The organism is Bradyrhizobium sp. LB8.2 (assembly GCF_040548035.1).
Taxonomy (GTDB): Bacteria; Pseudomonadota; Alphaproteobacteria; order Rhizobiales; family Xanthobacteraceae; genus Bradyrhizobium.
Map to the genome: position 1 here is coordinate 1 of NZ_JBEPQV010000020.1, position 17,554 is coordinate 17,554.

Annotated in this window: 20 protein-coding genes; 11 read left to right on the forward strand and 9 right to left on the reverse strand. The window is 65.5% G+C overall.

The features are described from left to right. Positions 1-117: 117 nt before the first annotated feature. The 6 genes from ABIB06_RS22935 to ABIB06_RS22960 all read right to left on the reverse strand — a co-directional run bounded on the left by ABIB06_RS22935 (position 118) and on the right by ABIB06_RS22960 (position 6,099). Complete coding sequence (locus ABIB06_RS22935; RefSeq protein WP_354052463.1) at positions 118-960, reverse strand: DUF2076 domain-containing protein; 843 nt, start codon at positions 958-960, stop codon at positions 118-120. 127 nt (positions 961-1,087) lie between these two features. After that, entirely contained in the window at positions 1,088-1,933 is an 846-nt protein-coding gene (locus tag ABIB06_RS22940; RefSeq protein ID WP_247343621.1) for a ChbG/HpnK family deacetylase, read from the reverse strand. Further along, positions 1,930-2,976: a glycosyltransferase family 2 protein gene (locus ABIB06_RS22945; protein ID WP_354052461.1), complete on the reverse strand. Its 1,047-nt coding sequence runs from the start codon at positions 2,974-2,976 to the stop codon at positions 1,930-1,932. The genes ABIB06_RS22940 and ABIB06_RS22945 overlap by 4 nt, the downstream gene beginning before the upstream one ends. 87 nt (positions 2,977-3,063) lie before the next feature. Next, positions 3,064-4,041 carry an ATP phosphoribosyltransferase gene (gene hisG, locus ABIB06_RS22950; protein ID WP_247442228.1) on the reverse strand — a complete coding sequence of 326 codons (978 nt, stop codon included), beginning with the start codon at positions 4,039-4,041 and terminating at the stop codon, positions 3,064-3,066. Between the two features lie 3 nt (positions 4,042-4,044). Beyond that, positions 4,045-5,196, reverse strand: a complete 1,152-nt coding sequence (locus ABIB06_RS22955) for an ATP phosphoribosyltransferase regulatory subunit (RefSeq protein ID WP_354052459.1) — start codon at positions 5,194-5,196, stop codon at positions 4,045-4,047. Positions 5,197-5,328: 132 nt separating this feature from the next. Next, positions 5,329-6,099, reverse strand: coding sequence for a 16S rRNA (uracil(1498)-N(3))-methyltransferase (locus tag ABIB06_RS22960; RefSeq protein WP_354052457.1), 771 nt, complete (start codon positions 6,097-6,099; stop codon positions 5,329-5,331). 210 nt (positions 6,100-6,309) lie between these two features. Here ABIB06_RS22960 and ABIB06_RS22965 point away from each other — a divergent pair, with 210 nt between their 5' ends. Both ABIB06_RS22965 and ubiA read left to right on the forward strand, forming a co-directional pair. After that, positions 6,310-6,975 carry a hypothetical protein gene (locus ABIB06_RS22965; protein ID WP_354052455.1) on the forward strand — a complete coding sequence of 222 codons (666 nt, stop codon included), beginning with the start codon at positions 6,310-6,312 and terminating at the stop codon, positions 6,973-6,975. Continuing rightward, positions 6,972-7,904, forward strand: a complete 933-nt coding sequence (gene ubiA, locus ABIB06_RS22970) for a 4-hydroxybenzoate octaprenyltransferase (protein ID WP_354052454.1) — start codon at positions 6,972-6,974, stop codon at positions 7,902-7,904. The genes ABIB06_RS22965 and ubiA overlap by 4 nt, the downstream gene beginning before the upstream one ends. Here the strand turns inward: ubiA and ABIB06_RS22975 are convergent. Further along, positions 7,901-8,419 carry a DUF6101 family protein gene (locus ABIB06_RS22975; protein WP_354052452.1) on the reverse strand — a complete coding sequence of 173 codons (519 nt, stop codon included), beginning with the start codon at positions 8,417-8,419 and terminating at the stop codon, positions 7,901-7,903. The genes ubiA and ABIB06_RS22975 overlap by 4 nt on opposite strands. Positions 8,420-8,683: 264 nt before the next feature. On the opposite strand from ABIB06_RS22975, the gene ABIB06_RS22980 reads away from it, so the two are divergent. From ABIB06_RS22980 to lpxK, 6 genes are read left to right on the forward strand one after another with little or no spacing between them, the layout of a single operon-like run. Further along, the gene (locus ABIB06_RS22980; RefSeq protein WP_354052451.1) at positions 8,684-10,087 is read left to right on the forward strand and encodes a TldD/PmbA family protein; all 1,404 of its coding nucleotides are present in this window, start codon (positions 8,684-8,686) and stop codon (positions 10,085-10,087) included. After that, on the forward strand, positions 10,074-10,892 hold the full coding sequence (locus ABIB06_RS22985) for a 3'(2'),5'-bisphosphate nucleotidase CysQ (protein ID WP_354052450.1): 819 nt from the start codon (positions 10,074-10,076) through the stop codon (positions 10,890-10,892). Before ABIB06_RS22980 ends, ABIB06_RS22985 begins: the two co-directional genes overlap by 14 nt. Before the next feature lie 60 nt (positions 10,893-10,952). Further along, the gene (locus ABIB06_RS22990; RefSeq protein ID WP_247343592.1) at positions 10,953-11,195 is read left to right on the forward strand and encodes a DUF4170 domain-containing protein; all 243 of its coding nucleotides are present in this window, start codon (positions 10,953-10,955) and stop codon (positions 11,193-11,195) included. Then, a complete protein-coding gene (locus tag ABIB06_RS22995; protein WP_354052448.1) occupies positions 11,192-11,905 on the forward strand; it encodes a lysophospholipid acyltransferase family protein in 714 nt (237 codons plus the stop codon). Before ABIB06_RS22990 ends, ABIB06_RS22995 begins: the two co-directional genes overlap by 4 nt. Beyond that, positions 11,868-13,214, forward strand: a complete 1,347-nt coding sequence (locus ABIB06_RS23000) for a 3-deoxy-D-manno-octulosonic acid transferase (protein WP_354052446.1) — start codon at positions 11,868-11,870, stop codon at positions 13,212-13,214. Before ABIB06_RS22995 ends, ABIB06_RS23000 begins: the two co-directional genes overlap by 38 nt. Continuing rightward, a complete protein-coding gene (gene lpxK / locus ABIB06_RS23005) occupies positions 13,207-14,223 on the forward strand; it encodes a tetraacyldisaccharide 4'-kinase (RefSeq protein ID WP_354052444.1) in 1,017 nt (338 codons plus the stop codon). The genes ABIB06_RS23000 and lpxK overlap by 8 nt, the downstream gene beginning before the upstream one ends. Positions 14,224-14,896: 673 nt before the next feature. Here lpxK and ABIB06_RS23010 read toward each other — a convergent pair. Next, a complete protein-coding gene (locus tag ABIB06_RS23010; protein WP_354069247.1) occupies positions 14,897-15,079 on the reverse strand; it encodes a hypothetical protein in 183 nt (60 codons plus the stop codon). A gap of 533 nt (positions 15,080-15,612) precedes the next feature. On the opposite strand from ABIB06_RS23010, the gene ABIB06_RS23015 reads away from it, so the two are divergent. Further along, positions 15,613-15,918 carry a hypothetical protein gene (locus tag ABIB06_RS23015; RefSeq protein ID WP_354052442.1) on the forward strand — a complete coding sequence of 102 codons (306 nt, stop codon included), beginning with the start codon at positions 15,613-15,615 and terminating at the stop codon, positions 15,916-15,918. Between the two features lie 16 nt (positions 15,919-15,934). Here ABIB06_RS23015 and ABIB06_RS23020 read toward each other — a convergent pair whose 3' ends face one another. Next, complete coding sequence (locus ABIB06_RS23020) at positions 15,935-16,162, reverse strand: DUF2093 domain-containing protein (protein WP_247343579.1); 228 nt, start codon at positions 16,160-16,162, stop codon at positions 15,935-15,937. A gap of 176 nt (positions 16,163-16,338) precedes the next feature. Between ABIB06_RS23020 and ABIB06_RS23025 the strand changes: the two genes are divergently transcribed. Beyond that, the gene (locus ABIB06_RS23025) at positions 16,339-17,163 is read left to right on the forward strand and encodes a dienelactone hydrolase family protein (RefSeq protein WP_354052439.1); all 825 of its coding nucleotides are present in this window, start codon (positions 16,339-16,341) and stop codon (positions 17,161-17,163) included. 166 nt (positions 17,164-17,329) lie between these two features. After that, positions 17,330-17,479, forward strand: coding sequence for a hypothetical protein (locus tag ABIB06_RS23030; RefSeq protein WP_247343573.1), 150 nt, complete (start codon positions 17,330-17,332; stop codon positions 17,477-17,479). Positions 17,480-17,554: the final 75 nt, after the last annotated feature.

Here is a 17,554-nt window from a genome sequence, read left to right on the forward strand (position 1 = left end):
TCCGAGACCCGCATAATCCACCGAACCGCCGTATACGGACCCGTACGTACGGTGGTGTGGGAGGGGCGACGCCGCGAGGCGTCCCCCTATCCCGAATTGAGGCCGGGCAGAACAGTGTCAGGCGTAATCGCTGCCGCCGTCGTCTCCGCCGCCAAAGTCGCTGTCGTCGGCAACGTCCACATTGTCGTCGTCGTAATTCTGATCGTTATTCTGATCGTTGTCGTTGTGATCGTTATTCGACGCCTGATCTGCGAAGTTTTGACGCGAATCCTCGCGATTGCCCGAGCCGATGTCGTTGAGACCGGCGTCGCGCGCGAGCGAGCCGCCGGACTGGTCGCTACCGCTCCAGGGGCTGCGGTCGCCCGTGACATTGGTGTCGCCGAAGGCCTGCTGGTGCGATCCGCCCATCATGCCGCGAATGCTGGAGAGCAGCAGCGAGCCGCCGACGACGCCGGCTGCGGCTGCCGCCGCCGTGCCGAGAAACGAGCCGCCGCCACCGCCGACTGGCGGGGCACCATAGCCCTGACCTTGACCCGGACCTTGTTGACCTGGACCTTGGCCGTAAGCCTGCCCATAAGGCGGCTGGCCATATCCCGGTTGACCCGGCTGCGTCGCCTGGCCGCTGTTCCAGACAGGGCGCGAGTCGCGCTGCGGCACGTTCGGAACCGAGCCGCGCGACGGGCCCCCGCCGAACAGCGTGTCGCGCATGGTATCCAGGAAGCCGCCGGACTGCGCCTGCTCGGGCGCCTGCCCCGCCTCCAGTTCCTGGATGCGGACATGGGCCCGCTTTAGGGCTTCGTCCTGCAACAGCACGGTCTGCACCAGCGCATAGATGGCGCCGGGAGCCTTGCGCAGACCGTCGGAGATTGCGGCGATCGCGTCGGGGTCGCGCGGTGCGTTTTCCAGTTTCGATAGCCGGTCAAAAAGCTCGTCGACGAGCTGGCGTTCCTGCGGCGTCATGGTCAGTCTCCCTCGCGCAAAACAAGCGCGAGCCAGATGTAGGGTTCCATTGTGGCCCCAACAGTGCCGGCCGGATTAAATTTCGGTATGCGACAAGCTGCCTCGCGGGGGCGGCTTTTCGCCGATTTCATCCCAGCGTGACGCCGCTGTCCGTTAGCAGGCGCGCAAAGGCTTCACTGGCGAGATAACCGTGTTCGCGCTCGCGGACATCCGTCATCGGGTCGAGGCCGGTGAGGACTTCGTCGACGAAGCCGGGATGACACATGATGAGGCCGCCATCCGGCAGGCCTTCGAGAAATTGCCGCATCAATGCACCGAAATCGGCCGCCTGCGTGAAATCATAGGCGCCGGCGAAGCCGGGATTGAAGCTGAGGCCCGCACTGCCGGCGCGGCGGCGGAATTGCGCGCTGAGGATATCGAGCACCATGGCTTTTGGTGAAGCCAGCCGCTGCATAAGCGGCAGGTCCCGGCCGCCCTGGCGCACCCAGGCTTTTGGCGCGGCTTCGGCGACCGCGTCGACAAAGCCGTCGCGCACCTGCGGATAGAGCTGCACATGCTGATGGCCGTCGACGAAGTCAGGCGCGCGCCCGAACGCTTTCGCGAAGGCTGCCAGCTGCGCCTTGACCTCGTTGCGAAAGAATTCACGGTCGAGCCTTCGCGCAAGGCCCGCGCGCAGCAGCTTTGGAAACGGCAGAAACATGTCGCCGTCGAGCGGGCGGAAATGCATGGTGAGCGGCCGGAACGGCGCGGACAATGTCACGTGCAATCCGATCGCGCAGCGTGGGCTCGCCTTCGCCGCGGCCTGGAGCGCCTCGATCTCGCTGCGTTCGATCGCAGGTCCCACCATCATCACCGACGTGGCGTTGAGACGGCCGCGCTCGATCAGGTCGCGGATGGCGCGATTGACGCCCGGGCTGATGCCGTAATCGTCGGCGCAGAGCCAGATCCGCCGCGGACTCGCGGCCGCGCTCATTCGGCCGCCGTCCTCTTCGAGGCGTCGTCGGCCTTGTCGGTCTCGAAATGCTTTTGGCTGTGCTCGGCAACGAAGTAGATCGGGCGCGCCTTCAGCTCGGACAGGATCTTGCCGATATATTCGCCGACGATGCCGATCATGATGAGCTGCACGCCGCCGATTGTCATCAGGCCGATCACGAGCGAGGGATAGCCGGGCACCTGCTTGCCGGTGGTCAAGACCTCCCAAAGGATCGAGATGCCGAACAGGAAGGCGCCGCCGGCGAGGATCACGCCGAGCAGGCTGGCAAAGCGCAGCGGCGCCACCGAGAACGAGGTCACCCCTTCGATCGAAAGACCAAGCAGGTGCGCGGCGCTGAAGGTCGTCACGCCATGGGTGCGCGGCGCGGGCTCGTAATCGACGCGGATCTGGCGGAAGCCGATCCAGCTCGCGAGACCCTTGAAGAAGCGGTTGCGTTCCGGCAGCTGCCTGAGAGCCGCGACCGCCCGCGGCGACAGCAAGCGGAAGTCCCCGGCGTCCTCCGGGATCTTTTGGCGGGCACCCCAATTGATCAGCGCGTAGAAGCCGCGCCCGGCGAGCCGCCGCAGGAAGGGCTCGTTGTCTCGATGCGCCTTGGCGGTATAGACAACGTCATAGCTGTCCTCGATCCAGTGCCGCACCAGCTGCTCGACCAGCGCCGGCGGGTGCTGGCCGTCGCCATCCATGAACAGCACCGCGCCGAGTCTGGCATGGTCGAGGCCGGCCATCAGCGCCGCCTCCTTGCCGAAATTGCGCGACAGCGAGACCACCTGGACGTCGACCGCGTCGGCCGGCAGCGAGTGGGCGATCGCCAACGTTGCATCCGCGCTGCCGTCGTCGACGTAGACGATTTCGCAGCCGAGCCGATAGCGTTGCCGCAGGGTCTTGGCGAGTTCGCAGATGCGCTGGTGCAAGGCGGCGAGGCCCGCCGCCTCGTTGTAGAGGGGGACGACAATTGACAGTCCCTTCGCGGCGGCGCTCGCCGCGGTGGTCGTCATGCCGGAAACGTCAGAGCCCAGCGTCATCGATCAAGGTTCCAGAGGCGTTCAAGGTCATCTCAACAGCATATGGTAGCTGCCGTTTGCTGTCGCTACGCTGAACGGACCTGAGGCTCACTGCCGCAGGAATGCCTCGAGTTTGGCGAACAGCGGGTTCTCCCGGTCGAACACGTAATCCAGCGAAACCACCGAGACGGTCTCGGCGCCATGCGCGCGCAGGAAGCTCGCGAGTGCATAGAGCTGGCCCGGCGGGCAGTGCAGCGTGAGCATGCCTGACGAGGTCGGCCCGCCGAAAGGGGCTTCGACGCCGAAGCGCTCGTGGGCCTCGGTGAGCATGGCGGCGTCGCACTGCCGGAAGCGGGTGCGGACCTCGCGGTATTTGTTGGCCCGCGCCCGCGCCGCGATGTGATCCAGGATGACGCGCGCGGTCTCCCGCGCCTGCGGCGACCAATCGGCATCTTTCGACGCCACCAGATTGGCCTGGCTGCGCAGGATGATGCCGTCGTCGAGCACCCTGAGCCCGTTCGCGGCCAGTGTCGCGCCGGTCGTGGTGATGTCGACGATCAGCTCAGCGCTGCCGGCCGCGGGCGCGCCCTCGGTCGCGCCGGTGCTTTCGACGATGCGGTAATCGGTGATGCCCTGGCTCTGGAAGAAGGTGCGGGTGAGGTTGATGAACTTGGTCGCGACCCGCATCCGCATGTGATGCTGCTCACGAAAGCCGGTGGTGACGTCGTCGAGGTCGGCCATGGTGCGGACATCGATCCACGCCTGCGGCACCGCCACGACGACGTCGGCATAACCGAAACCCAGCCCCTCGATCAGCGCGACGCGCTCGTCGGCGTCCGCAATGTTCTCGCGCACCAGATCTTCCCCGGTAACGCCGAGATGCGCCACGCCGCGCGACAATTGTGAGGCGATTTCACTCGCCGAGAGGTAGGCGACCTCGACATGGTCGAGGCCTGCAATCGTGCCGCGATAGTCGCGTGCGCCGCCGGCCTTCGACAGCTTGAGCCCTGCACGGGCGAAGAAGGCTTCGGTGTTTTCCTGAAGGCGGCCCTTGGAGGGAACGGCCAGAACGAATGGCGCGCTCATGACTTAAGCTCCCACCTTGCGGCCGATCCTGGTCAGCGCGTCCACCCAGACCGAGAAGCCGACCGCGGGGATCGGCTCGATTGAACCGAGTTGGGTCATGAGCCCGTCGTAGCGGCCGCCGGCAACCAGCGGCTCGGCGCCGTTGCCGCGGTGATGCAGCTCGAATTCGAAGCCGGTGTAATAGTCGAGACCGCGTCCGAACGCAGTCGAGAAGCGGGTCTGCTTCACGTCGATACCGCGCGCCGCCATGAAGCCGACCCGGCTTTCGAACTGGTCGATAGCGGCAGCGAGGTCCAGCTTCGCGTCAGTGGTGAGCGCGCGCAGTTCGGCGACAGCGTCGTCGGGATTGCCGGTGATTCCGAGGAAGCGCTTGAGCACGGCGATGGCCTCGCGCGGCAGCGCGCCGCCCTTCAGCGTCGACTGCTCCAGGAAGCGGTCGGCGATCTCGGCTGTGGTGCGGCCGCCGACATTGGTGGTGCCGGCGATCGACATCAGATCGGTGACGAAGGCCAGCGCGGCCTTGCGGTCGGAGCCGGCCAGGGCTGCCAGCACGCCCTCATATTCGCTGCGGGTCGCAGGGGTTACGGCCGCCAGCCGCTCCAGATCCTGCTCCAGGCTGATCTTGCGGTTGAAATCCTTGACCAGGCGGCGGCGCCAGACCGGATAGAGATCGAGCGCGTCGAGCAGCGCGTTGAACAGCGCCACGTCGCCGGTGCGGATCTCGACGTCGCGGACGCCGAAGGCCGCGGTTGCCTCCAGCGCCAGCGCCAGCATCTCGGCATCGGCGGCGGCACGGTCCTGGCGGCCGAACGATTCGATGCCGGCCTGCAGGAATTCACTGGCCTGGCCGCTGCGGTAGCGGAACACCGGACCGAGATAGCTGAACCCGGCCGGCTGGCCGGCGTGGCTGGAGGCGAGGTAATCGCGCGCCACCGGAATGGTCAGGTCCGGGCGCAGGCAGAGCTCCTCACCGGACAGATCCGTGGTCAGGTACAGGCTTTTGCGGATGTCTTCGCCGGAGAGGTCCAGGAACGGTTCGGCCGGCTGCAGGATCGCGGGCTCGGCCCTGACATAGCCGGCCTGCGCGAACGACAACAGCAGCGTGTCCGCCCAGGCGGCGGAGCCGGCAACATTTGAGGTGGCAGTCGCGGTCATCTCGGGATCCATCGTCCCGGTGGAACCGGGCAGGGCAAGCAACGGAAGCGAATTGCCGCAGGCCTTAGCATGGCCCGAAAGCGGTTTCGACCTCCAAAGGATCAATCGCTTAACGGTCGGCCAATGCCGGGATCAAGCCGTCTTGCCAGCCCAATCGCCCAGCACCGCCTGCACCAGCGCCAGCGCCGCCACCGCGGCCGTGTCGGCCCGCATGATCCGGGGTCCCAGCGCCAGCCGCAGGATTTTCGGCTGCCGCAGCAGCAGCGCCCGCTCTTCCTCGGCAAAGCCGCCCTCGGGGCCGATCAGCACGTCGATGCCGTCTCTTCCTTGGTCGTGTCCCGCCTCGCGTGCGCCTTGCAGGCTCCGAATCGGGTTTTCGAGCTCCGCCGCCTCGTCGCAGAAGATCAGCAGCCTGCCGGCGGCGCGCTGGCTGAGGAAGCGCTCCAGCGGCGCCGGCTCGGCGACAGTGGCGATGCTGAGGATGCCGCATTGCTCGGCTGCCTCGACGACATTGGCGCGCATCCGCTCGGTATTGACCCGGGAGGCCTGGGTGAACCGGGTCAGCACCGGCTGAAGCGTGGCTGCGCCCATCTCGATGGCCTTCTGCACCATGTAGTCGAGCCGGGCATGCTTGAGCGGGGCGAAGACGTAAGTGAGGTCGGGCAGCCGGTCCTGGTCCCGGGTCTGCTGGAGGATGACGAGGCCGTCCGGTCGCTTGCGGCCTTCAATGGCGGCCTGCCACTCGCCGTCGCGGCCGTTGAATGCCAAAACCTCGGCCCCGGCGGCAAGCCGCAGCACATTGCCGAGATAATTGGCCTGATCTCGGTCGAGTTCGACCCTGCCGTCCTGGGCAAGGGGGGCGTCGACGAATAGGCGGGGGCCGCGGAAATCGTGGGAGGGCATCGTTCAAAGGTCCAATTTGTGGCCGTTCTTAACCGAAAGCAGTACTTTCGGGGTAAATATTGCCAAATTGGTGCGTCGGCGCGCCGCGCTCTTGCCCTATTCGGCGGGTTGTTAAGGGCCGGCGGGAATCGTAAAATCGCGAGCGCGCTGGTTGCGCTTCAATTGGGAAGACGCCGAATCCCGCAAGCTCCTGCCGGAGAGACTGCCTTGATGATCCGTCATTTGATGGTTCCAATCACTGCCGCCATGGTCACGATGGGTGCCGCTTGTGCCTATGCGCAGGGTTTCCCGGCGCCGTTGCCAGGTCAGGCCCCAACCAGTTCCGCGTTCCCGCCCGTGAATGGCTCCGCGCCCGTCGCCTCCGTCGGCGGCGCGCCGCAATCGTCCTTCCCCGTGAACGGCGCTGCGCCCGTCGGTGGCGGCACCGGCGCTTTCAGCGCGGCTCCGCCGACGCAAGGTGGTCCCGCCGAGGATTGCATGAAGGCGTTCATGCCTCTGCGTGAGGAAGCCGAAAAGCGCGGCAAGCTGATCAAGATCGCAAGCGACCGTCACGCGCCGCCGGACGAGGCCTGCAAGCTGATCCGCAACTTCAGCCAGGCCGAATCCAAGATGGTCAAATACATCGAGGCCAACGCCGCCAAATGCGGGATCCCGCCGCAGGTCGGCGGGCAGATGAAGGATGGCCACAAGAACACTGAGGCCATGCAGGCGAAGGTCTGCAACGTCGCGCAGCAGATGCAGAACCAGCCGCGCGGTCCGGCCGGCCCGTCATTGAGCGAAGTGCTGGGCTCGTCGGCCTCGGCGCCCGAGGCCAATGCGGGCAAGAAGGGCGGCAGCACCTTCGACACACTCAACGGCAACGTCCTCACCCGATGAACGACACATCCGCCCGCGTTGCCGATTCCACCGGCAACTGGGTCGATACGCGCGCGCCGCAATGGGCGCGGCCTTATCTGCGCTTGTCCCGCTTCGATCGTCCGATCGGCTCCTGGCTTCTGTTGATGCCGTGCTGGTGGTCGGCGGCGCTCGCCGCCGGCATGGCGCATGACGTCGGCCGCCTGCCGCTCACCATCGTCCTGTTCTTCGTCGGCGCCTTCGTGATGCGGGGCGCCGGCTGTACCTGGAACGACATCACCGACCGCGATCTCGACGACAAGGTCGAGCGCACCCGCTCGCGGCCGCTACCGTCGGGCCAGGTGAGCGCGAAGCAGGCGCTGGCCTTCATGGTCGCGCAGGCGCTGATCGGGCTCGTGGTGTTGCTGCAGTTCAACCGCTTCGCGATCCTGACCGGCATTGCCTCGCTGCTGATCGTCGCGATCTACCCGTTCATGAAGCGCATCACCTGGTGGCCGCAGACCGTGCTCGGGCTCGCCTTCTCCTGGGGCGCCCTGATGGGATTTGCCGTCACCTTCGGACGCATCGACGTCACCGCGCTCGTGCTCTATGCCGGCGCGATTTCCTGGGTGATCGGCTACGACACGATCTACGCGCACCAGGACGCCGAGGACGATGCGCTGATCGGCATCAAGTCCACCGCGCGCCTGTTCGGCGCCCATACGCACCAGGCGCTGATCTTGTTCTACGGCCTTGCGGTGATGCTGATCGGCGTGGCGCTGGCGTCAGGCGATGCGCGCTGGCCGGCGTGGCTCGGACTGATAGCCTTCGCCGTGCATCTGTCGTGGCAGATCGCGCGGCTGGATATCAGCGACGGCGAACTCTGCAAGCGCCTGTTCTATTCGAACCGCGATGCGGGATTTTTGCTGTTTGCGGGTTTGCTGGCCGACGCGGTGATGCGGGCGGCTTAAGTCTGCGCGATAATCTCGCGCTCATCGCGATGCACCGACAACTCCCGTGCGACACCGGTGCGCCGGCGCATCAAGAATTTCGGACGGCGGTCGCGGATCGCGTTGGCGCGGCGACGGCGCGGCGACGGCTTGCGTGCGCCTTCGTCGAGCTGCGGAAGCGCGAACAGCTCACTCCAGATCGCCCATGCTTCGCTGAGCTCGTCGCCATCGGCGCTGACCAGCAGCGGAACGGAGAGCGAGGGATCGCGGTGCACGAGGACGAGGGACTGCGCCTCGTCATTGCCGCGTAGCGCGACGCCGGTGAAGTCGCTGACGCGGACGTTGATTGCCATCCGCATGCCGCGGACGGCACGGCGCAGCACGACGCGTTCGCGATGAAGCTCGATCTGCCGGACATATCCGTCGGCGCGCGGATCATGCGCATCGAATCGGACCGGAAGGGAAAGGGGGTCGAGCCGCAGGGAGCGGCTCGACCCGGCGGGAGCGGTCCCGCTTGTTGCTGTTTGACGCCTCACGGCTTTAGTTCTCCCCGCCAGGATTATGTTCCCGGTCGATGTGAGGACCTTAGCGCGGGCGTTTCCGAAACCGCTTAAAAAGGCTGGTTAATCCAACCTCACCGCCGAGCATGATTGACAAGACCTTGGCGCGCATGATTGACGAGACGTTGCGCCAACTGTGCGAATCTGAACTTTCGGCGGGCTGAAAATGCTTGAAGTCCGCGCTATCAGGGCACATCTGTGGGTTCCGGTCCCGAACCCCGCCCCAACAGGATTTCGTTTGTGAACCCTTCACCAAGCTCGACGCTTTCGCCCAAGGATTCGTCCACATCCGGCCGCGACCTGTTTGACCAGTCTGCGCTCTCCGATCTCGCGCAGCGGCTGGTGGAGGCTGCCAAACGCGCCGGCGCAGATGCGGCCGATGCGGTCGCGGTGCGTGGCGTCTCGCAAGGCGTCGAGGTGCGCGACGGCCGCGTCGAGGAATCCGAGCGGTCTGAGGGCGACGATGTCGGCCTGCGCGTGCTGGTCGGCCGGCGCCAGGCGGTGGTCTCGACCAACGACGCCAGCGGCGATGCCGTGACCGCGCTTGCCGAACGCGCCGTTGCGATGGCGCGCGTTGCGCCAGACGATAAATATGTCGGTCTTGCCGATCCCGCGCTGCTCGCGCGCGATTTCCCCGATCTCGATCTGCTCGACCCCGACGTACCCGCAACCTCGGAGCTGGAGCGCCGCGCGCTCGAAGCCGAAGCCGCGGCGCTCAGCGTGAAGGGCGTGGCCAAATCCGGCGGCGCCTCCGCCTCCGCCGGCATGGGCGGCATGGTGCTCGTCACCAGCACCGGCTTCCACGGCTCTTATCTGCGTTCCAGCCAGGGCATCTCCGCCACCGCAATTGTCGGCGAAGGCACCGGCATGGAGCGCGACTACGATTTCACCTCGGCGCCGCATGGTGCGGACCTCTTGTCACCGGAGATCATCGGCCGTTCCGCGGGCGAGCGCACCGTGGCGCGCGCCAATCCGCGCAAGGTCGAGACCTGCAAGGTGCCTGTAGTATTCGATCCGCGCGTGGCGGGCTCGCTGGTCGGTCACGTCGTCGGTGCCATCAATGGCGCTTCGATCGCGCGCAAGACCAGCTTTCTGAAGGACAAGCTCGGCCAGCAGCTGTTCGCCAGGAACATCCGCATCATCGACGACCCCCTGCGCAAACGCGGCCTGCGCTCGCAGACGTTTGACGCCGAAGGCGTTGCGGTGAAGAAGATCGCGCTGATCGACGAAGGCGTGCTGACGACCTGGCTGCTCGACTGCGCCACCGCGCGCGAGCTCGGCCTCACCACCACCGGCCACGCCCATCGCGGCGTGTCCTCCTCGCCGTCACCCGGGCCGTACAATCTGCATCTCGAACCCGGCACGCCGACGCCGGCCGAGCTGATCGCCGACATCAAGCAGGGCTTCTACGTCACCGATTTGATCGGCTCGGGCGTCAACGGCGTCACCGGCGATTACAGCCGCGGCGCCTCCGGCTTCTGGATCGAGAACGGCGAGCTCACCTATGCCGTTAGCGAGGTGACGATCGCCGGCCATCTGTTCGAGATCTTCAAGTCGATGCAGCCGGCGAACAATCTCGAGTTCCGCTACGGCGTCAATGCGCCGACGGTGCGCATCGAAAGTTTGACGCTTGGCGGACGCTGACGCGAACTCAACAAGCGAAACCGTCCTGACGCGCGACGCCGCGCTGCTGAGAGACACGGTGCGAGAGGCGGGCGCACTCGCGCGATCGATGTTCCGCACCGAGCTGAAGAAGTGGACCAAGGGCGCGTCCTCGCCGGTCTCGGAGGCCGACATTGCCGTCAACGATCTCCTGGAAGCGCGCCTGCGCGCAGCGACGCCCGACTATGGCTGGCTGTCGGAGGAGAGCGCCGACGACGAGGTGCGGCTGTCGCGGCGGCTGACCTGGATCGTCGATCCCATCGACGGCACCCGCAACTACCTCAATGGCCATGACGAATGGTGCGTCAGCGTCGCGCTGGTCGAGGATGCCTTGCCGGTGCTGGGTGCGGTGTTCGCGCCGACCAGCGACGAGTTCTTCTTCGCGGCGCGCGGGCAGGGCACGACGGTCAACGGCAAGGCCGTGCGGGCGACGTCCGGATCCGATCTCGACTTCTCGCGTGTCGCGGGCCCGAAGCCCTTGGTCGAGCGCCTGAAGCCGTCACTGGGCGAGATCAAGCTGCATCCGCGAATCGGTTCGCTCGCGCTGCGGCTCTGCCGGGTCGCCCACGGCGCGCTGGATGCGGCTTTTGCGGGCGGCAACAGTCATGACTGGGACCTTGCGGCGGCCGATTTGATCGTGCAGGAAGCGGATGGTAGGATGAGCGACCTCTCCGGAGATCCCATCCTCTATAACCGCCGGGAAGTCACGCACGGGGTGCTGGTGGCAGCGGGTCGCGATCGTCATGCGAACATTGTCGCGCATTTTCGAAACCGCCCCTTGCCGTGAAGCGCTTTCTCGTGCTTGTCGAACACTGCTTTGCCGGGCAGCCCGTTAGGAACAGAACCGATGCCAGATAGTGCCCCGCAACAACTGCTCCACCTCGTCGTCGGCGGCGAGCTCGTCGATCTCGAGCACAACACCTTCAAGAACCTCGACGAGGTCGAGGTCGTCGGTCTCTATCCGAATTATGCGACGGCCCACGCGGCCTGGCGAGCCAAGGCGCAGAGCACGGTCGACAACGCGCAGATGCGCTATTTCATCGTCCATCTCCACAGGCTGCTCGACCCGAATCAAGAACCGGCGCGTTGAAAAAGCTGCTTCGCAATACGCTGCGGAGCAGCTTCGTTCAGCGTGCCGTGGGAATCCTGGCGGCCGAATATCTGCGTCTGGTCTGGCGGACCAACACATTCACGTTCGATCCGCCTGACGTCTATGACCGCGTCGAGCCGCAGATCCCGGCGATCTTCGCGTTTTGGCACGGCCAGCATTTCCTCACCCCCTTCATCAAGAACAAGGATTCGTACAAGGCCAGGGTCCTGATCTCCCGTCACCGCGACGGCGAGTTCAACGCGATTGCCGCCGAGCGGCTCGGCATCGGCACCATCCGCGGGTCCGGCGACCATGGCGGCGCATTTCACCGCAAGGGCGGGGTCGGGGCCTTCAAGGAAATGGTGCGGACGCTCCAGGACGGTTGTAATGTCGCGCTGACCGCCGATGTCCCCAAACGCTCGCGCGTGGCCGGGCTCGGCATCATCATGCTCGCACGGGAATCGGGGCGGCCGATCATGCCTTTTGCGATGGCGACCAGCCGCTTCGTCCGGCTCGAGAACTGGGACCGCACCACCATCAACCTGCCGTTCGGGCGGGGCGCATTGGTCGGCATCAAGGAAATCCACGTTCCGCCGGATGCGGACGCCGCCACCATGGAAGCGCTGCGGCTCGAGCTGGAAGAGACCTTGAACGAGGCGACCCGGCGCGCCTATGCGCAACTCGGCCGCCCGGGACCTGCAGATGCCTAAATCGCTGCCCGGCTCGCTGCCGATGACGCTGCGGATGTATCGGCGGCTGGCTCGCGGCCTGGTGCCGCTCGCGCCTGCGCTGATCAAGCGGCGCCTGAAACAGGGCAAGGAAGATCCCGCGCGGGTCGGCGAGCGGCGGGGCCTGTCCCGGGACGTGCGGCCGCACGGTCCGCTGGTCTGGATTCACGGCGCCAGCGTCGGCGAGGTGCTGGCCGCTGCCGCGCTGATCGAGCGCTTGCGCGATCTCAATTTGCGCATTCTGCTCACCTCCGGCACCGTCACCTCGGCCGCGGTGGCGGCAAAACGCTTTCCGCCCGACGTCATCCATCAATACGTGCCGTATGATTCCCCGCGTTATGTCGCGCGCTTCCTCGACCATTGGAAGCCGTCGCTGGCGCTGTTCATCGAATCGGATTTGTGGCCGAACCTGATCCTGGCGGGCGCTGCGCGACGCGTGCCGATGGTGCTGATCAACGGGCGGATGTCGCCGCGCTCCTTCCCGCGCTGGCGCCGCATGCACGGCACCATCTCGGCGCTGCTGTCGCGGTTCGACATTTGTCTGGCGCAGTCCAAGACCGATGCCGAGCGCTTTTCGACGCTCGGCGGCCGCGACGTGCTCACCACGGGCAATCTCAAGCTCGACGTGCCGGCGCCGCCGGCCGATCCCGCCAAGCTCGAACGGCTGATGACGATGACGCGCGGGCGTCCGGTCATCGTCGCCGCCTCGACCCATCCGGGCGAGGAGGAGATGCTGGTGGCGGCCCATCGCAGCCTCGCCGGTTTCTTCCCGCAGCTTCTGACCGTGATCGTGCCGCGCCATCCGGATCGCGGCTCCTCGATCGCGGGCCTGATCACGGCGTCCGGCCTGAAGCCGGCCCTGCGCTCGCGCGACGAGCTGCCGACTGCGACTACCGACGTCTATGTCGCCGACACCATGGGCGAACTCGGTCTGTTCTACCGCCTCTCGCCGATCGTGTTCATGGGCGGATCGCTGATCCGTCATGGCGGCCAGAATCCGATCGAGGCGATCAAGCTCGGCGCGGCCATCGTCCACGGTCCGCACGTCTTCAATTTCGCCGATGTCTACGAGGCGCTCGATCGCAGCGGCGGCGCGCGCCAGGCCGAGACGCAGGAACTGCTGATCAAGCAACTCGGGCAGTTGCTCGCCGATCCCACCGTGCGCGACAAGATGCATCGGTCGGGCGCCGGCGTAGTCGAGGATCTCGGCGGCGCGCTCAACCGCACCATGACCGCGCTCGAGCCCTATCTGTTGCAGTTGCGGATCGAGATGGGAGCCGCCAATGCGTGAGCCGGCCTTCTGGTACCGGCCACGTTCCCTCGAGTCGCGCGTATTATCGCCGCTGGGCGTGCTCTACGGCGCGATCACCGAACGGCGGATGCTGCGCGAGGGCGTGGACGCCGGCATCCCCGTAATCTGCGTCGGCAACTACCATGTCGGCGGCGCCGGCAAGACGCCGACCGTGCTGGCGCTGACGAAGCTCTTGCGCGAGCTTGGCGAGACGCCGGTAGTGCTCAGCCGCGGCTATGGCGGACGCCTGACGGGCCCGGTGATGGTCGACCGGATGCGTCACACCGCTTCCGACATCGGCGACGAGCCGCTGATGATGGTGCGCGACGTCCCTGTTGCAGTCGCGCGCGATCGCCTTGATGGCGTCGTGCTGGCGAAGTCGCAAGGCGCCACCGTGATCCTGATGGACGACGGTTTCCAGAACCCGCGTGTCTTGAAGGACACCTCGCTGATCGTGATCGACAGCGAACGCGGCCTCGGCAACGGCAAGGTATTTCCGGCCGGGCCCCTGCGCGCACCGCTGAAGGCGCAGCTCGCGCGCACCGATGCGCTGGTGCTGATCGGCGGTGGCCGCGCCGCCAACGATGTCGCGGCCGAGCTGGCCAAGCGCAACAAGCCGGAGCTGCGCGCGCGGCTGAAGCCGGATGCCGGGTCGGTCGCAAGACTGTTGGGCAAGCCGGTGTTTGCGTTCGCCGGCATCGGCGATCCCGAACGATTCTTCCGCACGTTACGCGCTGGCGGTATCGAGGTCGCGCGCACGCGCGCCTTCGCCGATCATCACATGTTTTCAAACGATGAGATCGCAGCCCTCGCCGCGGAGGCACAGCGCGAGCAGCAAATCCTGGTGACGACGGAAAAGGATCTCGCACGCCTGCACGGCCGCGAAGGCGTGCCCGATGGCATCGTGCCTTTCGCCGTCCAGCTCGAGTTCGATGATCCGGCCGCGCTCCGGCAGCTGATCAGCAATCATCTCTACAAGGCGCGCGAGCGGCGGTTCGGCAGGCGATGATTCTGTAGGGTGGCCAAAGCGACTCCGCCCTAGCCCAAAGAGCGAAGGCGAAGACGCGCCCCGTATCCATGCCGCCCCGAACGACCGGAAGCAAAGTGACTCGGAGAAAGATCAGATTGCACGTCGCTCTCGCCTTAGTGGATTGTGGACGCCACGGTGTGATGGAAAAACAGCTCACCCGGCGTGATGCGACAACTGACAGGGGCGACATGTCGCGGCTGATGAATTCTCTTCCGCACGTTCGGGAGTTGATGTAGCCTCGCATGAGAGCCGTCACCGCCTGGAAGCTGACATCTGGATCTAAAGCGAAGCCGCCGCAGTCGAACGAAGCGGCGGCAACGCTCACCTCACAGCAAGAATCATGTCTGCAAATCGAGGCGAAGCGAAGTCCTTCCAGCGTCCATTGACGGACCATGCTGAACGGCGCGTGCTGCATCCGGCGCCATAGGTCCGACCGAACGTGCTTGCCAGCGCCTCGGTACGGCCTGCGATCGCGGTTCAGCTGTCAATCATGCTCACCACGCCCCAACGGCCATCAATCCGATAATGGTCAGGCACGAGACGCAGGCCACCATGACGGTATAGTACTCGGCTGTATTCATTGCTGCCTCCCAACTGTTGCCAATTGCTTGGTCACTGCTACACGGGAGAGATCGCCGATCTCGGGGCCGCTTCAATTCGGCGCGCCGCGACCGGTCTTGCGTTGCGCGTCCGTCCTCTCATCGTCACCCTGATGCGGATGATGATGCGCTTCGAGAGCTTCAGAGCGTTCAGCTGCGATCAGAAGCTGTTTCCGCATTTCGGCGAGGCGGGCGCGGCAATATTCACGATAGAGCAGGTCTAGTATGGTGGGCATGATCAGCCCCGTCGTTTGACTTTCGATTTACAGATATTCCACCGCGATTTTCGAGGTGATCGTAGCCCGTCAGATGGCTCTTCGATATGAGCCCGTTCACAGACTGCGCCAATTCCAAAGCTCAATGGCCGTTTGGTTGACTTGATTGTCTGTGCGATAAAAGAGCAGGGCTAATTACCTAAGGTCTCACTATAGCAGCGCTCTGTTTCACCAAGACTTCGTCAAACAACCTGAGAATGCCGACCGCAACAAAGAATCCAACCACAACGCGAAATAACTAACCACGGAGTGCAAGCACTATTCGATGCAACGCGGATTGGCACGACGGAGATCATTTGCTGTGAGACGCGCACTTCAGGCGCGCGCGAACACCGTCGCGACGCCGATGCGGACCATTCTCATACCTCGCGATAAGCTGCACCTGTCGTGCTACGCCGGCAGGGCAGCTGCGCTTTGCCCATCCGACAGCAGCCTGCCATTCAGGCGCCATTCATCGCAAGCTCCTATCGTTTTCAGACGTTCAGGAGAATTCGATGAAGTTGTCGTCCGCCGCCGTCGCCGCCGGCCTTGTGTGTCTGATCATTGTGCCCGTGCTTGCACAAACGGCGCCACCGGCCGCTCAAACCGCCACGGTTCCGGTTCCCGCGACCAAGCGCGTGACGTGCCTCAGCTCGACGCAAAATACGAAGGGGCAGGACAAGCGCGACCAGATGCAGCTCTGCATGGCGCAGGCGCGGGTCGATTGCCTGAAGCAGGCGATCGACCAGAAAATCGTCGGCGAGATCAGGAAGAGCTTCATCAAGACTTGCGTGGGCGCGGATGGCACGGAGCAGCACTAGAAGCGCGCCCGCGGCCTCACGATTGCGGCTTTGGCGCGCCGGGGTAATGTCGCTCGAGCACGGCGGCGGGCGTGGCGTAGGCTTCCTGCAGGTCCACGCTCCAGTACTTCAACTCGTCGAGCGGGATGCGCGTGTCGGTGATGGCGCAGCGCACGAAGGTCCCCGGCGAGATCACGCGGAAATCGCCGTCGAGATACTGCACCTGCGCTTCGCCATGGCCCGAGGGGCCGAACTTGTTCAGCACGGTCGAAAGTCTCCGTGGAAGGCCGCTCCGTGGAAGACCCTGGAGGGCACGATGTGTCGGACGGGATGTAGCATAAATAGGGTGGCTTGTCCGCCCGGTAAACCCACCGGTTTGTGATGTTTTGGCGCCGTTTCCGCGTGATAGTGCTTGAGCGAAGGATCCAACGGCAGAGTCCGATGCGCCTTCCGTTAACCGCCCTGTTCCTGACGTTCCTGATATCGGCCGCGCAAGCGTCGCCGGCGCCGCAGCAGGTCGAGATTCCGCTGGCGTCGGGCGTGCTGCATGCGCAGCTCTACAAGCCTGAGGGCACGGGGCCGTTTCCGGCCGTGATCGCGCTGCACGGCTGCGGCGGGCTCGGCGGCCATTCCGATTCCGTGCTGTCGCGCTATCGCGACTGGGCCGAGCGTCTGCTCAAGTCCGGCAACGCCGTGCTGCTCCCTGACAGCTACGGCTCGCGCGAGCTCGGGCCGCAATGTCGCGTCAAGGAGATGCACGTCAAGGCGCGGCGTGAGCGCGTTGCCGACATCGCGGCTTCGCGCGCCTGGCTGATGAAGCAAAGCTGGGTGGTGCGCGACCGCGTCAGCCTGATGGGTTGGGCGAATGGCGCCAGCGCGCTGCTCTGGGCCGTGCGTCCGCAGGGTGCTGCGCGCGACGCTGGTCCCGATTTCCGCGCCGCGATCGCGTTCTATCCGGACTGCAGGATTTCCGCAGGTTTGGGGTGGAGCACGCGGGTGCCGACTTTGGTGCTGATCGGCGCCAATGACGACGTGTCGTCGCCGCCGGCCTGCCGCCAGATGGTCGAGGGCGCGCATGGGCGCAGCGCGCTCGCGCGCATCGTGGTCTATCCCGGCGCCTATCACGATTTCGACCGCGCCAACACGCCGCTGCACGCAGCTGCCGGCAGCACCGACGCCGCCGCACCCGAGCACGGTCAGCTCGGCACCGATGCGGTAGCGCGCGCGGAGTCGCAGAAAGAGGTCGCGGAATGGCTGGCGCGGTAGTGCGAAGCGGGGCCGCCCGAAGGAACAACCGCGGACAGCCCCGCATCGACCACCGCCCTGCACGGCACTTGATGGCCGACTGTAACTTTACGGAACGCGCGCCGATGCGGTTTCAACATTTGACGACGCCATCATTCGACCACGATGTCGAATAAATGCATCTTCCATGCGCAACCACTTCGTCCTGTTCTCCTCCGCACTGATTGTCTTCACCGTCGCGGTCTTCCTGTTCGAAGCCCATGCCGGCGCGCCGCAACTCGCGCCGGAACATTGCGGCTTCTGGACCACGATCGACGCGGGATTGTCCTGCCGGTAGGTAGGCACTCCGTCATTGCGAGCGCAGCGAAGCAATCCAGCGTCTTTCCGGTGAGGGATTCTGGATTGCTTCGCT

Excerpts from the sequence above, each read along its gene's own strand:
- ABIB06_RS22935 (WP_354052463.1), bottom strand. The coding sequence starts at position 960 with ATGACGCCGCAGGAACGCCAGCTCGTCGACGAGCTTTTTGACCGGCTA.
- ABIB06_RS22940 (WP_247343621.1), bottom strand. The coding sequence starts at position 1,933 with ATGAGCGCGGCCGCGAGTCCGCGGCGGATCTGGCTCTGCGCCGACGAT.
- ABIB06_RS22945 (WP_354052461.1), bottom strand. The coding sequence starts at position 2,976 with ATGACGCTGGGCTCTGACGTTTCCGGCATGACGACCACCGCGGCGAGC.
- hisG (WP_247442228.1), bottom strand. The coding sequence starts at position 4,041 with ATGAGCGCGCCATTCGTTCTGGCCGTTCCCTCCAAGGGCCGCCTTCAG.
- ABIB06_RS22955 (WP_354052459.1), bottom strand. The coding sequence starts at position 5,196 with ATGACCGCGACTGCCACCTCAAATGTTGCCGGCTCCGCCGCCTGGGCG.
- ABIB06_RS22960 (WP_354052457.1), bottom strand. The coding sequence starts at position 6,099 with ATGCCCTCCCACGATTTCCGCGGCCCCCGCCTATTCGTCGACGCCCCC.
- ABIB06_RS22965 (WP_354052455.1), top strand. The coding sequence starts at position 6,310 with ATGATCCGTCATTTGATGGTTCCAATCACTGCCGCCATGGTCACGATG.
- ubiA (WP_354052454.1), top strand. The coding sequence starts at position 6,972 with ATGAACGACACATCCGCCCGCGTTGCCGATTCCACCGGCAACTGGGTC.
- ABIB06_RS22990 (WP_247343592.1), top strand. The coding sequence starts at position 10,953 with ATGCCAGATAGTGCCCCGCAACAACTGCTCCACCTCGTCGTCGGCGGC.
- ABIB06_RS23000 (WP_354052446.1), top strand. The coding sequence starts at position 11,868 with ATGCGCAACTCGGCCGCCCGGGACCTGCAGATGCCTAAATCGCTGCCC.
- lpxK (WP_354052444.1), top strand. The coding sequence starts at position 13,207 with ATGCGTGAGCCGGCCTTCTGGTACCGGCCACGTTCCCTCGAGTCGCGC.
- ABIB06_RS23010 (WP_354069247.1), bottom strand. The coding sequence starts at position 15,079 with ATGCCCACCATACTAGACCTGCTCTATCGTGAATATTGCCGCGCCCGC.
- ABIB06_RS23015 (WP_354052442.1), top strand. The coding sequence starts at position 15,613 with ATGAAGTTGTCGTCCGCCGCCGTCGCCGCCGGCCTTGTGTGTCTGATC.
- ABIB06_RS23025 (WP_354052439.1), top strand. The coding sequence starts at position 16,339 with ATGCGCCTTCCGTTAACCGCCCTGTTCCTGACGTTCCTGATATCGGCC.
- ABIB06_RS23030 (WP_247343573.1), top strand. The coding sequence starts at position 17,330 with ATGCGCAACCACTTCGTCCTGTTCTCCTCCGCACTGATTGTCTTCACC.